Raw genomic sequence first — 16,578 nt, 5'->3', positions numbered from 1 at the left:
GGCATCGCCTTAAAAGGTGCTTTCGGATTTCTCCAAATCGAAAAAAAACCTCCTTTCGACATCCTCTTCGCGCGCAAGCCCAAAAACCCTATTTAGCAGGTTGATCTTGAATTTTTCAAGCCAGAGAGCTTGATTTATTAATGTACTGATTCATTTCAACCAAATCTAAAAATGAACGATAAAAGCGTAATGGGAGAGGATTGCCCAGTGGGCAGGCCGTCGGTTATCAGTTGTCAGCCATCGGCTAAAGATACCTCTCAAAAGAAAAAAGTATTTAAAAATAAAAAAGAGGCCCTAAGTAGGCTGGCCTTCAATATAGATAATAAATCGACACAATTCGTCGGGTTCCCCGCCCGTCCCTCTCTTGAAGATGGCTTCGGTGGTTCGACTGACCTTGGTCGGAACTCAATGGGCACTCGTGGCGAGCTCCATGGGGAAATTCCCCATCGAATGAACCTTCAGTTTCGCTCAAGATGGCAAGTAGGGGAAAGGACGGGGAGGAGAGAGGTAGGCCGTGCAAAGGTTATCCAGCGCGCCCTTAAACCCTACACCATATACCTTACAGCCTTAAACGTCTTGTTCTGTGTTTGTTTGGCCCACGCCCGGCAGTCCTCCTCCCCGGAGGCTGCCTACGGCGTGGCTTTCCAGTCGCGCTATCCCATTACAGGTACGGTGCTGAATGCCGCCGATGATACCCCTTTGGATGGCGCAACGATTAGCATCAAAGGCAAACAGAATACGGTATTGACCAATGCGGACGGCAAATTCCGTATCCTGGCAACAGATAGCACAGGCGTTCTGGTGATCAGTTACGTCGGTTATCAGACTGCTGAGATACCATTTACTAAAAGTAACAACAATCCGTTAACCATCCCTCTCGAAAGCAACGGTACCCAACTGGAAGAAGTGCAGGTAAGCACCGGGTACCAAACCTTGCCAAAGGAAAGGGCGACGGGGAGTTTTGTACAGATTGATAACGAACTACTGAATAGGAGGGTGTCCACAAACATTCTTGACCGTCTGGATGGCGTAACAAGTGGTCTGATCTTTAATAAAAATCCCGAAAGTCGTTCGCCCATTACAATCCGTGGCAACAGTACTATTTTTGCGAATCCGTCACCGCTCATTGTATTGGATAACTATCCGTACGAAGGGGATCTGTCCAACATAAACCCAAACGATATCGAAAGTGTTTCTGTACTGAAAGACGCCGCCGCAGCTTCAATCTGGGGCGTTCGGGCCGGTAATGGTGTAATCGTCATCACAACAAAGAAAGGAACGAATAATGCCAAACCTTCCATTTCATTAAACAGCAATCTGACGGTCGGTCAGAAGCCGAACCTTTACTACCCCGGGCAGCTGTCGTCAGCTGAATTTGTCGAAGTGGAGAAATTTCTGTTCGGACAGGGATTTTACTGGAATATTGCCGATGGTTTCAGTGCCATATCGCCGGTAGTTTCCATGCTACATGAGCATCAAATGGGCAGATTGGATGATGCTCAACTGGATGCGGGGCTTGCAGCCCTGGGGAATAAAGATGTACGCAATGATCTCGATAGGTACATTTACAGGCGTTCCATAAACCAGCAGTATGCGCTGAACATAGCGGGTGGCGGGAAGAATAACCGCTACTTCATTTCGGGCGGTTACGATAAAAATGTAATGAACCTTGTTTCGGATAGCCGTGAACGTTTTACCCTTACCGCCAATAATACCATCGATTTAAATGAACGTTTGTCTGTCACTACCGGCATGATATTGACAAACGCATCTGAAAGACGCAATAATTCGATATACACCGTGCCCCGGTATCCCTATGAGTCTTTAGCGGATGATAACGGAAATCCCCTGGCAACAATCAAAGACCTGCGCAGTTCTTTTATAGATACTGCCGGTAACGGTAAACTGCTGAACTGGCAATATATCCCATTGAATGAACTGCATCCCAATCAGCATGAGAGAACCACCGATTACCGCTTCAATGCATCACTGGATTATAAGCTCATCCCATCGTTACAGTTTTCCGGTTCTTACCTGTACCAGAAAGGCGTAACACAGGTTGAAACGAACAACAGTGTTTCGAGCTATTATACAAGGAATATGATCAACAGCTACTCCCGGATCGATCCCTCGTCCGGCGAAATGGTCAGTCCGGTTCCCTATGGCGCTATTTTAGATCGTTCTTACGCCGACTATCGAAATCATGTGGGAAGAATGCAGTTGAGCTTCAGTAGGGATTTCGGCCCCGACCATTCAATAAATGCCATAGCTGGTTTTGAAATCAGGGAGTACCGCAGTTTCGGCACCGGTCTGCGCCATTATGGCTATAATAACGAAACGGCCACCAATGCGAATGCTTCGATTAATTTCAACGAGCTTTACGCGCAGTTTTACGGATGGTCAAGCTTACGGATACCGGCAAACACCCATAGCTCGGGAAGCGTTGACCGAAACCGTTCGTTTTATGCAAATGCTTCATATCGGTGGAAATCCAGGTACACTTTTTCGGGTAGTATGCGCCGTGACGAAGCGAATATTTTCGGTGTGAAAACCAATCAGAAAGGGGTGCCCCTCTGGTCTGCCGGGCTTTCGTGGGATGTAGGAAATGAACCGTTTTTCAATAGCGGCAGCTTATCGCAATTGAAATTGAGGGCAACTTACGGATACAACGGCAATACGGACAGAAACACGACCGCATTTTTAACGGTGCTGGCCGATGCGGCGATAAACTCATTCGGGCGTAATTATTACCTGATCATGAATCCGCCCAACCCTTCGCTACGGTGGGAAAAGGTAGGCGTGCTTAATATGGCGGTTGATTTCGCGAGCAGAAAAAACCGTGTAAATGGCTCCATTGAATATTATCGCAAGAGCAGTCGCGACCTCATTGCCAATAGTCCCATCAGTCCGCAGACAGGGTTGACAAGTTTCAGGGGAAATTCGGCCAATATGGTTACCAACGGACTGGACATCCAATTGACGACAGTCAATATAGACAGGGTACTGAAATGGAAAACCCAATGGCTCCTGAACTATGTAAAGGATAAAGTGACAGGTTACCGGCTTCGCCCACCCAATAATCGGGACATCGTGAGGGGCAATTATTCAAATCCGCTTGAAGGCTTCCCGCTGAATGCGCTGTTCGGCTTTCCCTATGCAGGCCTGAATGAAAACGGAGATCCCCGGGGCTATCTAAACGGAAATATTACGCAGGACTATCGGGCAATTGCAACAAATACAGATCCATCTAACCTGACATATTTAGGCACCTCTTCACCGCAGTATTTCGGAAGCATCATAAATACTTTTGACTACGGGAATTGGAACCTATCGGTCAATATTGTTTACCGTGCGGGATATCACTTTCGAAAGCCGGGTATAAACTTTGGGGACCTGCCCGCTAATTACCGGCAAGCGGATTTTGCCAATAGATGGCAACAGCCCGGTGATGAACAGCATACAACCGTTCCGCGAATGGTGTATCCTGCCGATCAGTATCGTGATCTCTTTTATACCTACAGCAACGTGCTTGCCGAACGCGGTGATCATGTACGCTTACAGGACATCCGATTGGGTTATACGATAAACGGTGGAACTCCGCAGCGTTTCTGGAAACGTCTTCAGCTCTATGTTTATGCCAATAACCTCGGACTACTGTGGACAGCCAGCCGGGCGGATCTTGATCCGGACAGTCCGACAGGTATACCACCGTCGAAATCTTTTTCTCTCGGTCTAATGGTTGACTTTTAATTCGATCAAAAATGAAAATAATGAATTTACGTAGATTGACGTGGATAATCAGTTTGCTTTTTGCAGCAACGGGATGTGGAAAGGGCTTTCTGGAAGTTAGGCCAAATACCAATGTATTAACACCGACTTCGCTGAACGATTATCAGATGATGCTCGACTATTTTCAGCTGAACAGCACATCATCACTGCCCCAATTATCCGCAGATGAATATTATATTCCACTGGAACGTGATTGGGCTGCCCTAACGCCGACCGAACGGAACGCCTACGTATGGGAAGCGGATGTTTACGGAGGTCAGTATGCGCGGGACGACTGGAACGTCCCCTACGAATCGATCCTGTATGCTAACAGTATATTGGATGGCTTAAAGGAATTTGAAGTAGGGGAGTCCGATCGCAACCAATATGATTATATACGTGGACAGGCATATTTTGTAAGGGCATTTTCTTTTTTTGATCTGGTAAAGAATTTTGCTGATCCGTATGACAGCCGCACGGCTGACCGGAAATTAGGTGTTCCGTTAAAGCTTTCGCCCAATGTGGATGAGCTGGTACCTAGGGCGACGATGGAAGAAACTTACCGACAGATCATCTCAGACTTGCAATCAGCCGTCGCATTGCTGCCCCCCGAAGTTTCATCACTCCGTAACAGGGCTTCGAAGCCTGCCGCCTATGGGCTATTTGCCAGACTTTACCTGAGCATGCGCGAATACGATCGGGCCGGTCTGTTTGCAGACAGCTGTCTGGCCCTGTACGACAAATTGATCGACTATAATACTGTACAACTGAATAGCCTCACGCCCTTTCCCGTAGATAATGATGAATGTATCTTTCGGGCACGGTATGCGGCAGGTTATGCCGCTACGTTATATAATACCTCTGCCAATATTCAGATCAGTGACGAGCTTCTGCAAAGTTACGATGAATACGATCTCCGGCGTCAGTTATATTTTGTACAAAATGCCAATACGAAGCTGGTGAAGGCCAGAAGAGGATACACCGGCCCTTCCAATTACCCGTTCTCAGGTCTGGCAACAGATGAAATATACCTGATCCGCGCCGAATGCGCCGCAAGGACGGGCAATCTTGAACGAGCTCGGGAATCACTTAATCACCTATTGGAAAAGCGTTATGCCACAGGGAAATATGTTCGTTTTGAGGGTGGAGATAACGCGTCGGTCCTGCAGAAAGTATTGGAGGAGCGCCGGAAAGGCCTGGTATGGCGCGCGGGATTAAGGTGGGATGACCTTCGCCGTTTGAATATGGAGGGAGCCGGGATTACCATTACCCGTACCATTGGCGACAAAACCTATGTGCTCGAACCGAATTCGCCGCGATATACTTTTCCCATCCCGGATCAGGAGATAAGCATGAGTAACCTTGAACAAAACATACGATAAATGAAAAAGCTACTGTTAATTTTTATTGCCCTCTTTACAAATGTATCCGTTATCAACGCCCGGACAGGATCGGACGCTGATTCGCTCTACCTGGCCGGAATATTTGAAAGACCTGAATTTGCACAGCCCGGAGATCGGATGGAATGTCGTGTCGTACAGAACAATGCGTCACATAACTGGGCAGCTTATATTGACATTTACCATGCCGATGTTGCGGACAACACCTTTCATATGAGGCTTCCCGCGAAGGCTGAGAATTTTTATATAACATTGAGTTTATTGAAGGCCGATGGAAAAAGGATTCCTTTCAACGCTGGCAATACCGGTTCGACCCCTTTTTTGGTATCCCGCGGTGATTCGCTTTATCTGTCGATAACCGATGGTTCGGTTATCCGATTTTCGGGAAGGGGGGCTGCCAAAATGAACTGTCAAGCGGAAATTTACCGGTTAGGGACATTTTCGAAGCCACGGGCGTCCCAGCTCAATGAGTTGGGAAACAACCTTCGTTTCGATGCGTACTATCGTCACTTAAAAGAGGCTATAGAAGAGAACCTCGAAGCGAAGCTATCATTATTGGCTGAATACAGAGCACGGATTTCTCCCGGCGTCTTTGAGCAGATTCGTTCGGACATTGTGGGTTTTCAATACGCCAAGCTGTACAGAACTTTTTTTATGGCCAGAAAATTCGATCATCCCGGGGCAAGGCAGCGGGCAATAGAAAAATTGCGCCAGGCACCGGATCTGCTGGAAAAAGCGTTGGGCCGTAGATTCGTTCTGTCGCCCTACCTGGTTGCAGCTTATTTTGAAAGGGAGCAATGGCTGCTCACAAAGGATTATAGTATGCTGGAAGAGAAAAGGGATTTTTCCTTTGGAACGTATTACAGGAGTATAAAAGCAAATTATTCAGGCGAGCTGCGGGACAAATTACTTCTGAGCGGTTTTACCGAATTGTTCTATGCACAAGATGTTTACCGGTACCTGGATTCTTCGCTTTTGCTGATGGAAGACGGGGCAAGCAGACTTATGTTGGAAAGATGGCGGAAAAGGAATGCGCCACGGCAGCAGGCTTATGCATTTAAGCTCCCGGGCTTAGATGGCTCTTATGTATCATTACCTGATTTAAAGGGGAAAGTGCTGGTGTTGGATTTCTGGTTTACCGGTTGTTTCGGCTGCACGGCAATGCCTGCGGCTATCAGGCCACTTATGGAACGGTTCAAAGATAAAGATGTGTTGTTTTTGAGTGTAAATACCGATAGAAAAAGAGACACGTGGCTTGCCAGTAGCGCAGAAGAACTTTATACAGTACCCGGTCAGTTGGAGCTATCTACTTACGGGCAAGGCGGCGTTATGCACGATTTTGTCCGATATTATGGCATCCGGACTTTCCCTCATATCATGGTGATAGACAGGGATGGGAAAGTTGTATCAAGCAAGGCGCCAGACCCGCGATTTGATGAAGGGCAGGCACTTACAAAAATGATAGAGAAACAGCTTTAAAGAAGAAAAGGAGGCCAATAATGAAATTGGCCTCCCGGAAAGAGCGGATCATCGGTTCAAAAGGATTTCTTATTGGTAGAATCCGTCAGCAGAACTGGGATGGGGATTCACCCCGTTTGCCGGAGTTGCTTGACTGTAAGGAAGCTCCGATGGCAAAGAAGCATTCTCTGACTGAACCACACAGGTCTCAGTTTCATTGGGATTGCAGTTCTCTATCGAAGGAGGGCCAGGTAGTTCAATATACTGCCCTGTGGTCTCATCATTTCCCCAATAGCGCATTTGCAGGTTGGTTTCTACTGTTCTGTTTGTAAAAGCGCTGGCACCAGCGCCGAATCCGATAACCGCCAAGCCTAGGGCGATTTGTGATATTATTTTTTTTGTTTCCATTTCTTTAAGTTTTATTGTTTACGCTTTTTGAGACGGAGTGTCCAAAGGCCCAATCCGGTCAGCACCAGATTGAACAGCAAATGTTCAACCCATCCCATGGATTCAATAACACCGCCACAGTGGCACATGCGCTTTTCGGCAAAGGCAAGCATAAGGGCCAGGTAAAGCGTGAATAGGCTCATTAAGCCGGTGGCTAACTGTAAGCCCCGCTTGTTGCTTTTCGGAATGATAAGCAACGCGCTGATCAGCAGTTCGGCAAGGGGCACAGCCCAAGCTACCCATTCATGCATATTGCCAACAATAGGGATTTTACCAATGCCCCTGCTGAACTGCTCTAAATGCCTCAGTTTATCGATGGCCGTATAACTGAACAGGAAAACAAAGAGCATGCTGATAATAAAAATAATCCGCTCTTTCGCAGGTCGAGCTAGTTTCCATTGTTTTCTTTGTTTCAGTAAGCGTTCCATATACTTAGTGTTATGTGATTGAATCCCTTGATTATATTGCCTTGGTAGCTGGCAGGACTGATGCTGCGGGCTGCTCCCAGCCTTTGCACCCTTTTATCAGGCCATCCACGGCCATCGGGGGAATACGGCAAATTTACGTCGGTACAACCATCGGTGAATAAAACGCGTAAAGGGGAGGTGAAAGGCCAATACAGGATAACCTGGAATAGGCATCACGCGGACTAACAAAGAGAGGTAATACCTGAAAAAGGTAAGGAGGAGGGGTGCTACGATAGCTGCCACCCACTGCCTGTTGATGTTTTCCTGTCTTTGAGTCCACCTGTTTAATAGCTTTTCCATGTTGCCTACATTTTGTTTTTCCTACACAGTGCCGCCTCGCAGCCACTGCCCTTGTTTAATTGATCTCCGGCGCCTATCGCCGCGCCCGGCGTCCCTTGCTGCCGTACCGCTATAGCGTTCGCCTATAGAGGCTCTCCAGCACCTTCGGTATTCCCTTTAGCTAAGGCTTGCATGCCGGGGCGCCTTAGCTGGGTTCGGCACGCTGTTCTCGACAGCTGGCTTTCTACTGCGGGGGAACCGCAGGCTATGATCGAGGTACTCCCCGGTGCGATATCTTATTTTAATTGTCTTTGGTAAAGTTCTGAACTAAATGGTGTCTCGGTTTGTCCTTTTGGTACGAGGGCTTTTGTCTTTTTGGTACAATAGAGGGTTACTCTACGGTAAGAATCTCTGGTGCATTAATTGATGATGACAATAAGTAAGTCTGAAGGGCTATGAATAGGTATTGAATTAATAATTAACAGGATACTTTCGGTTTTTAATTAAAAATTAATGGTGACGTAATTGACTATCAGGTAGGGTATTAGTATTTTTAAATAAAAAAATATGGCTAATCAATTTCTTGTTAAAAAGACGATGGCTGACATGCGCAATTTGTCTGCCAATGAAATCGCTGATCTACAAACGAACGTGTTCGATGGAGTTTTACTAATGGGCTATTATACGTTGGGAGATACGCCTGGTCCTATTGTTTATCATTTATCTTCTACAGCGAAGGTAGACGACGGGGGTAGCGTTATACAAGTAGCTAACATCAAACTGGAACATCTGTTTGCCAGCGCTATAGACGTTCGATACTTTGGCCTTAGAAGCGGGCAACCACACATTAATGATCCGGAAACGGTGAATAATATTTTTATTAATAATGCAGGAAAAGAGATAGTGTTTGATTACGATACCGATTTTACAATGAGTATGGGTACCTATTGGGATAACGGTACGATAACGATACCTAGCAACACTAAAGTTACTATTAATGGCATTGTGAGGCATAGTGAGAGTCGCAATGCAAATGCCTCAATTTTTTTAATAAGAGAAGTACAAAATGTAGTGATTGAAGGTAGTGGCGTTGTAATTGGTTACAAGCACAAAAGACCTCCTATAGGAATTGCAAATGCTTACTATAAATCGTATTATAAAAATAGACCGTATAGCATTGGGGAATATTTAGATTTTAACTCATTTGGGTTCATTGTTACGCAAGCTGGAATCGGGACGGCCATTCCTACTCCAACCACCGAAACTGAAATTGGAACGATATTCAAAGTCGGAGGGGATCAAGGCTTGCAGTTACAACTTATTGAGAAAGGCTTAGGGGAATGGGGATACGGTATTTATCTTTTCGCGGCAAAAAATGTCGTAATAAAAGGAATAACTTTACGAGAGTGTTGGGGAGATGGTTCTGCAATGGGAGGGCCAGACACAAATGTGTCTGTTCTGAAACCTTGCGAAAATATAAAGTTTATAGATTGTGTGTTTAACGATAATAGAAGACAAGGGTGCTCAGTTGTTACCGCAAATGACGTGTTCTTTGACAACTGTCAATTTATCAACACTTATGGTACATTACCTATGGCTGGGGTTGATCTTGAGCCTAATATGATTAATAGCGATGGCTCCCTTAAAGTTGGGTATGTTCGTAATATTCGATTTCGAGGTTGTAAGTTCAATGGCAATTATCAAGGTTTATTATGCTATAATCCATTCAGTGATATGCCAGATAGACTAACTTACGTGAATGTAGAGGATTGTGTACTGGAAGGTAATATGTCATTTAATTTGGTGTGTAATAAATCTGGAGTAATAAAATTAGCGAGAGCTTCTATTAAAACTACCGTTGAAGGCGGTTTTGGAGGTGAAATTAGTGTCGCGACGGAAGACTTTGAAATGGAAAATTCTGAAATCATTTTTGATTCAGATTCTCCGAACACGAATGTAGCGATAATCAATCTCAGGAATTTGTTCACGGATAAGTCTTTAGCTAAAAGGTTTATTATTAAAGCTTCGGATATATCAACTAAGCAATTAGCCAAAGCTTTTTTAACTTATCAGGACAATTTTCCAAATATTCAATTGGAAATCAACAATACAAATATCGATGTTAAGTTAGCGGGATTAATCAATACCGGGGGCAATTGTACTGATTTGGGATCTTTTAAGATGCAGAATTGTAATGTGGCTTCGGGAAGTGGTTATGTTTCGAACAAAAATACAACTAACGGTCAGGAATTTACAGTGTCGAGGAGTAGTTTTAAAGTTAGCAGCAATGCTGCTTCTGCTTCTGAACCTTTTTTCATCTCGGGAGGGTTGATACGATTTTTTAATATTGAGTATAATACATTTGAGAATTTGGAAATAGAACAAAGAGAATTCCAAATACTAAGAATCAATAATGCCGGTACAGGATTTCGGTCGATTGTTGCCAAGAATACTTTTATAGGTTTTCATAGAACAAACTCGGAGCTGATTCAAAGTTTGGGCGGAACAACGTCCACGCCTACCCACTTGATCGAGGATAACATATTTATAAGCTGTGAAGTTCCTTATCTTTTTTCTACAAATAGAACTAGGCATTGCTTTTTAAGCATAGTTAACAATAAGAATAATGTAGGTACTGCTGAGGGAATATTAAGGATAGATGGTGGAACAGGAACTCCTATTGGTGGCTGGCGAGTCTACTTCAATTTAAATAGTTGTGTATCTTTAGGTAATTTTTATGACCCATCTCGTTTTGATGATGCCTACACGTTTTGCCATAACAATGTACTGAATTACATATTTAGACCGAAGAATCAACTTACTTACGATCAATCGATGGCTGTGCCAAATAGCACGCTCGCAAATGCTACTGAATTGAATTCGGCAATATTATTGGTAAATGATCTAAAGGCTAAACTTAACGCGAAATTGGATGCTGATAGAGACAGTGATCAACAAGCATCTTGACGACTCGACTGATCGGCAATCTTGGTAAAAAGCTTTACGTTTTTTAAAATTAAATAAGAGCAGTTGCGCTTTTTGCAGCGTTGGATGGAGCCACATTGTAGTATTTCTTAAATGCTTTGCTAAATGAAAATATATCCTGATAACCCACTTTTATCCAAACGTCTGAGGGTTTTAAACCGTCTTCCAATAAGCTTTTTGCTTTTTCCATACGGAGTTGTGTAATGTAACTTCGAAGATCGGACCCAAAATGATTTTGGTGGATGCGGTTTAAGCGCTGGCGGCTTGTTTCGAAGTAATAGGATAACTCATTTACACTTGTTGTCCTTCCCTTCGAGATGTTCTCTTCTAGATATTGGCGTAGTTCAAGCGCAAGTTGATAACTGGACCTATCTTCGCCGCTTGAACTGCTCAGGTTAGCTTTAGTCAATTGGATGATTTTTCCAATGCTGAGTGCTAGCTGGGATTCAAATAAAAGGTCGTTTATCGCCGGCTTTGCGAGTTGCATTAGTGCTTTTAGGGCATTGTCGAATTTTTTATCCAACGTAAAAGCTGGTAGGGTATGATGGCTCATAAAAGTTTGTTCCTGCTTTTCTAGTAATTGTTTGAAAAGATTGGGGCCATGATTTTCATTGCGATGTAGACATGCTTTACTGACTGAAAAATAGATATAGCGATGGATGCCGGGTACAAATGAGCAGCTTAGCCATTGAGGTGGTGTATAGGCGATGGTATATTGATTGTTTTTTAAGTGTATAATATCTTGCCCCAACCGTCCATAGGGGTGAAGTTGATACGTTCCCTTGATATCAAACACCCAATAGATATCGGGAAGGACAGTTTTCAAATGTAGGTGAAATGCTTCCTGAGCTCTTATTTCAACAACACATAAAAAAATATCTCTGGCATCGTAATATTGAAGGACAATACTGAATTCTGAATGTTTGATTAATTCGATTTCTTGGGCATAGGGTAACTTGAAACCACTGAATTCAGGCGGCAAACGACTCGTTTGGACGTACTTGGTTTGCACTTCGTAACACTGAGGTATATGTATGATTACCGGTTGCCGCATAAAATTTATTGTTTGGGAAAAAATGAAATTATGAATTTGATTTATGCATGAATAGGCTTTGCCGGTTAAAATCATTTACTGACAGTCAACGCCGTTTGTATGGCTGGCTTCCGGATACGGCTGGGATACTTTCGGTTGAAAAACCAACTTCATTGGTGTTCTTTTGGTTAGCGATTGCTTTACTCATTGTTTATATATAAGTACATTTGGCTATTGGAAACACAACATTATAAATTATTATCCTACTCCATTTCTCAATGGCAGAGAGGCCTATAATATTTAATATCTATGATAAAAGCCACTTATAATGATAAGCAATTGGCGGTGGACATTCTAGCGGATGCTTTTAAAGAGAACAAGAGTGTTAACTATATCGTAAAACAAGATGCAAAAAAGGATAAACGCATAAGAGATTTGATGGCTTACTCTTATGACGTATGTTATTTTTCGGGCGACATTTTTTTTAACGATGATAAAACGGCTGTAGCCCTTGTTTCTTATCCTGATAAGCAAAAAATGACCTTGAAACGTATATTTTTGGATTTAGGGCTCGTTTTTAAAACCATTGGTTTAACCAGAGCCATGAAAGCGCTGAACAGGGAATCGTCAATAAAGAAAAACTCTCCTACTAAAGAAATATATTATCTATGGTTTATCGGGGTGTCACAGGAAAACCAGGGTAAGCGCAAGGGAACTCAGTTATTGAAGGAACTTATCGAACATAGTGAAACCTTAAACAGGAAGGTTTACCTTGAAACTTCTACCTTACGGAATTTACAATGGTATAAAAAATTTGGATTTCGTGTGTTCAAAGAACTGGATTTAGGATATACCCTTTATATGTTTACACGCGACATACCATGATAATTGTGATGGAAATATTATAAAAAGTGATTGTGATTTCGAATAAATTTACAATATCTTTTGGATTATGTTTTTAAAATCGTAATTTTATGCTATGAATTCGATAATCCTAATCGGAGTGAAGAATTTTATTAACCAATGGGAAGCCATGAAAGCGAAATGGTTAACAAACCCCGGCACTTTGTCTCTATCTCTATGCGGGTACAGGGCGCTATGTATGCAGCGCTCTTTATGGCGCTGTCCGGTACTCGCCTAAATAAAGGATTTCTTGATATTTTCTCGCACTTAAAATTTTATGTTGATTGGCTTGTGCTGATTGGTTTGAATTTAGCACTTATTTGGTTTGTTATTTTTGCTACCGATTGGGAAGATAAACGAACGAAATGGAAAAAGGAGCCTGAGAAGCGCTTTTGCATACAGGTCATTTTTATTTTCTTATTTCCGTATTTTACCTGCGAATTTTTGAATATTTCTTATCAAAATGTTGTGGGAAGGGACCTTTTTAGGTCACCTTACGGCTTATTTGAAATTCCTACCTGTTTCACTTTTTTGATGGTACTTAATCTGGCTTATCCTTTTGCTAAGTATGTGATAGGTGGTCAAAAGAAAGAGGAAAAAAATGACGCGGAAATCCAATCTGCATCAATGCTGTCCGAGAAAATTTTACAATCCCCGATCGAATCTGTTAAAAATACCGTTTCGTCTGATGAAAAAATAGAGAACAATATAGTCGTTTTCGGTGCTAGGAACGGAAAAACCAAAGTGTTAAAACCAAAGGATATCGCGGCGATTATTCAGCAAAACGGTTTGAATACCATTTTTACTTTTTCGCTGGAGACCTATACTTGTTTGGGAACTTTGAAAGCACTATATGAGCCGCTTGACAAGCAAGACTTCTTTAAAGCGAATAAAAATGCGGTGATACATCGCAATGCGGTAAGCGAGGTAGAACCTCGCGAGGATACGGGGCTCAATGTTTCTATTAAACCCTATTATGATCAAGCAGTTGGTATCAGCCATCATGAACGGAAAGCCTTTACCACTTGGTACACCAAACCTATTAAATCTTTAGGCAAATTGATTATGCTGCCTTTGTAAGAGCGTTTATTTTTCTTACAATATGTTTTCGTTTATTCCAAGTATAAAACCTCAGGGGCCGTATTTTAGAGAAGTACTGTTCATTTCCGGTCATCTAATCGTTCGTTTTCGAACACCTTTTTATTGTTGCCATGTGTTCAGAGTCGTTTGAAGGAGTTTTTCGCATGTGGCAACATAGTTGTTCCAATTTTTCAACATCTTATTGGAAATTTAAGAATGCTCTCATGTTCAGGAATTATTTGAAAACGGCGTGGCGCAATATTTGGAAAAGTCGCTTTTTTTCCATCGTCAATATACTGGGCTTAGCGCTAGGCTTGGCAATAGGTACACTTATTTTGATGTGGGTACAGGACGAACGGCGCTTTGATAATTTTTACAAAAAATCGGCGGACATCTATTCATTACAGCTTTTTGGAGGAACGGGATCCAGCAAACAGATTTGGACGGTTGACGTAGCGCCTATGGGTCCTTTGGCCAAAGAAGAGATTCCGGAAGTAAGAGATCAGGTGCGCATCACTTCGGCAAATGATTTTTCTCTTTTTCGGTACGGAAATAAGGTTTTTGGCGATGAAAATGCCGTGTACGTGGATCCCTCTTTCTTTTCCATATTTGATTTAACGGTATTGGAAGGGAAGGCAGCAAATCCCTTTGCCGTTGCCAATGCGGTGGTACTGACAAAGAAAACGGCACAAAAGTATTTTGGTGAGACTAGTGCAGTGGGAAAGGTGCTGATAGCCAACGATAGTGTGCCACTTACCGTGACGGCTGTAATTGCTGATTTTCCGCATAACTCCAGTTTTAAGTTTTCTATCATGGCCTCTATGGATGATTTTGCTACACGTGAGCTTTCTACGCATAGGCATGATATTATGAGCGATTTTTCCAACTTTAACTATCAGACTTTTTTACTGCTCCAGCCCGGAACTTCTTTGCCAACGTTGAGTAAAAGACTTTTTGATATTCATTTAGCACATAAAGCGGATGATACCGATGTTGAATATTTAATTCAACCGCTCTCAAAAACGCACTTGTACAATGCGGATGGCACAGATCGCGGAATGAAAACAGTCAAGATATTTTTTGCGATTGCGATCCTTATTTTTGTCATCGCTTGTATCAATTATGTAAATCTTTCTACGGCCCGTGCGATGTTGAGAGCGAAGGAAGTGAGCATGCGTAAAATCATCGGTGCCGCAAGGAGGCAGCTATTTCTTCAGTTTATCATAGAAACGATTCTGCTTTTTGTAATCGCTACGTTGATAGCGCTATGTCTGATGGCTCTTTTAATGCCGATATTCAACCAGCTGTCTGGAAAACAAATGGTCTTAAACATAGCAGACAAAGGTTTTTTGGTGATTTTTCTTACAGCGATTAGCGGAACGGTATTGGCTTCTAGTTTCTATCCTGCGTTGTTGTTATCGGGTTTTGAACCTTTGAAAGCTTTAAAAGGTAAAATCTCTAATTCCATTGGTGACGTTTTATTTCGTAAGATATTGGTGGTGGTGCAGTTTGTTTTTTCGGTTGTGTTGATTGCCAGTACGATATTCGTCACTAAGCAACTCCGCTACATGCGAAACAAAGATCTGGGATACGATAAGGAACAGGTATTTGGTGTGGGTATGCGGGATATGAAAGTGCATTATGAAGCTGTGAAAGCCGAATTGCTGAAACAACCGGGGATAGAAAATGTAACCCGCTCAATGGGAAATATCATGTGGCTGGGAAATATTACGGGCAATAATGATTGGGATGGAAAAGAACCAAATACTACTTTTATTACTTATCCGGTTGCGGTAGATCAGAACTTTCTCTCCTTCTATAAAATGAAATTGCTACAAGGAGAAGACTTCACAGGTATGCCCAGTGACAGCACCCATTTTATACTGAATGAGACGGCAGTTCGGGAGGCTGGTATTCAAAATCCGATAGGAAAACGCTATAGGCTATGGGATAAAGAAGGAACGATCATTGGTGTAGTAAAGGATTTTCATTTTGCTTCGATGAAAGAAAAAATTCATCCGGCTATCTTTTATTATGCACCCAATAAAGCGAATGTCATACATATTCGGACAACGGCTCAGCAAGCCGATCAGGCCATATCTGCAGTTGCACACCAATTCAAAAAATATAATGGAGAATATCCCTTCAACTATAATTTCCAAGATGATGTCTATAACTATCTCTACGAAAGTGAAATACATGAAGCGGCATTATTTAATTATTTTTCGGGTATTGCTATTTTTATTTCTTGCTTGGGGCTTTTAGGCTTAACGGTATTTACGGCGCAATCTCGCACGAAGGAAATCGGCATCAGAAAGGTGTTAGGATCCAGCACTTGGGGAATAGTACGGTTGATGGCTTTTGATTTCTTGCGGTTGGTATTGATCGCCATCGCTATTGCTATCCCCATCGCATGGTTGGGTATGAACGAATGGTTGCGTTCATTTGCTTACCGCACAGATCTTAATCTCTGGATTTTTGCTTTAGCAGGTTTGATATCGATCCTAATCGCGCTTCTGACAATTAGCCATCAGGCAATTAAATCTGCCTTGGCTAATCCGGTTAAAAGTTTAAAAGATGAGTAGGAATAGTATTTACCCTGCGTAAGTGTTTGTAAATAAGATCGTTCAAACGCCTCTTGTATTACTCAATGCGTTGAGTAAATTAGCTTCACGCTTACGCAGTTGGATTTTGGAAGCAATAGGGAAAATTGAGAAGGAGGATGGAAGTTAAGATCGCTGTCAATTCACCTAGGTAG

At 42.8% G+C, this 16,578-nt stretch carries 11 protein-coding genes; 7 read left to right on the top strand and 4 right to left on the bottom strand.

Annotated elements, in window-relative coordinates; translation table 11 throughout:
- Window positions 1–171 precede the first annotated feature (171 nt).
- From ACH11B_RS23740 to ACH11B_RS23730, 3 genes are read left to right on the top strand one after another with little or no spacing between them, the layout of a single operon-like run.
- Window positions 172–3,750, top strand: a complete 3,579-nt coding sequence (locus ACH11B_RS23740) for a SusC/RagA family TonB-linked outer membrane protein (RefSeq protein WP_377610721.1) — start codon at window positions 172–174, stop codon at window positions 3,748–3,750.
- A gap of 20 nt (window positions 3,751–3,770) precedes the next feature.
- Window positions 3,771–5,150 carry a RagB/SusD family nutrient uptake outer membrane protein gene (locus ACH11B_RS23735; protein WP_377610719.1) on the top strand — a complete coding sequence of 460 codons (1,380 nt, stop codon included), beginning with the start codon at window positions 3,771–3,773 and terminating at the stop codon, window positions 5,148–5,150.
- A complete protein-coding gene (locus ACH11B_RS23730; protein ID WP_377610717.1) occupies window positions 5,151–6,647 on the top strand; it encodes a peroxiredoxin family protein in 1,497 nt (498 codons plus the stop codon).
- Window positions 6,648–6,716: 69 nt separating this feature from the next.
- On the opposite strand, the gene ACH11B_RS23725 is transcribed toward ACH11B_RS23730, so the two are convergent.
- The 3 genes from ACH11B_RS23725 to ACH11B_RS23715 form a co-directional block, all read right to left on the bottom strand.
- Window positions 6,717–7,034, bottom strand: a complete 318-nt coding sequence (locus ACH11B_RS23725; protein WP_377610715.1) for a hypothetical protein — start codon at window positions 7,032–7,034, stop codon at window positions 6,717–6,719.
- Between the two features lie 11 nt (window positions 7,035–7,045).
- Complete coding sequence (locus tag ACH11B_RS23720; RefSeq protein ID WP_377610713.1) at window positions 7,046–7,501, bottom strand: MauE/DoxX family redox-associated membrane protein; 456 nt, start codon at window positions 7,499–7,501, stop codon at window positions 7,046–7,048.
- Window positions 7,502–7,597: 96 nt separating this feature from the next.
- Window positions 7,598–7,840, bottom strand: a complete 243-nt coding sequence (locus ACH11B_RS23715; protein WP_377610711.1) for a hypothetical protein — start codon at window positions 7,838–7,840, stop codon at window positions 7,598–7,600.
- Between the two features lie 546 nt (window positions 7,841–8,386).
- Between ACH11B_RS23715 and ACH11B_RS23710 the strand changes: the two genes are divergently transcribed.
- Window positions 8,387–10,786 carry a hypothetical protein gene (locus ACH11B_RS23710; protein ID WP_377610709.1) on the top strand — a complete coding sequence of 800 codons (2,400 nt, stop codon included), beginning with the start codon at window positions 8,387–8,389 and terminating at the stop codon, window positions 10,784–10,786.
- Window positions 10,787–10,835: 49 nt separating this feature from the next.
- On the opposite strand, the gene ACH11B_RS23705 is transcribed toward ACH11B_RS23710, so the two are convergent.
- Complete coding sequence (locus ACH11B_RS23705) at window positions 10,836–11,858, bottom strand: helix-turn-helix domain-containing protein (RefSeq protein WP_377610707.1); 1,023 nt, start codon at window positions 11,856–11,858, stop codon at window positions 10,836–10,838.
- A gap of 288 nt (window positions 11,859–12,146) precedes the next feature.
- Here ACH11B_RS23705 and ACH11B_RS23700 point away from each other — a divergent pair, with 288 nt between their 5' ends.
- From ACH11B_RS23700 to ACH11B_RS23690, 3 genes are all read left to right on the top strand, one after another.
- Window positions 12,147–12,722: a GNAT family N-acetyltransferase gene (locus tag ACH11B_RS23700; RefSeq protein ID WP_377610705.1), complete on the top strand. Its 576-nt coding sequence runs from the start codon at window positions 12,147–12,149 to the stop codon at window positions 12,720–12,722.
- Window positions 12,723–12,860: 138 nt separating this feature from the next.
- Window positions 12,861–13,820, top strand: coding sequence for a LytTR family DNA-binding domain-containing protein (locus ACH11B_RS23695; protein ID WP_377610703.1), 960 nt, complete (start codon window positions 12,861–12,863; stop codon window positions 13,818–13,820).
- 224 nt (window positions 13,821–14,044) lie between these two features.
- Window positions 14,045–16,405, top strand: coding sequence for an ABC transporter permease (locus tag ACH11B_RS23690; protein WP_377610701.1), 2,361 nt, complete (start codon window positions 14,045–14,047; stop codon window positions 16,403–16,405).
- Window positions 16,406–16,578: the final 173 nt, after the last annotated feature.

This window comes from Olivibacter sp. EAT-5 (assembly GCF_044784325.1).
GTDB lineage: Bacteria > Bacteroidota > Bacteroidia > Sphingobacteriales > Sphingobacteriaceae > Olivibacter > Olivibacter oleidegradans.
The sequence above is the reverse complement of the archived record's forward strand: the minus strand, read 5'-3'. Positions and strand labels throughout refer to the sequence as shown.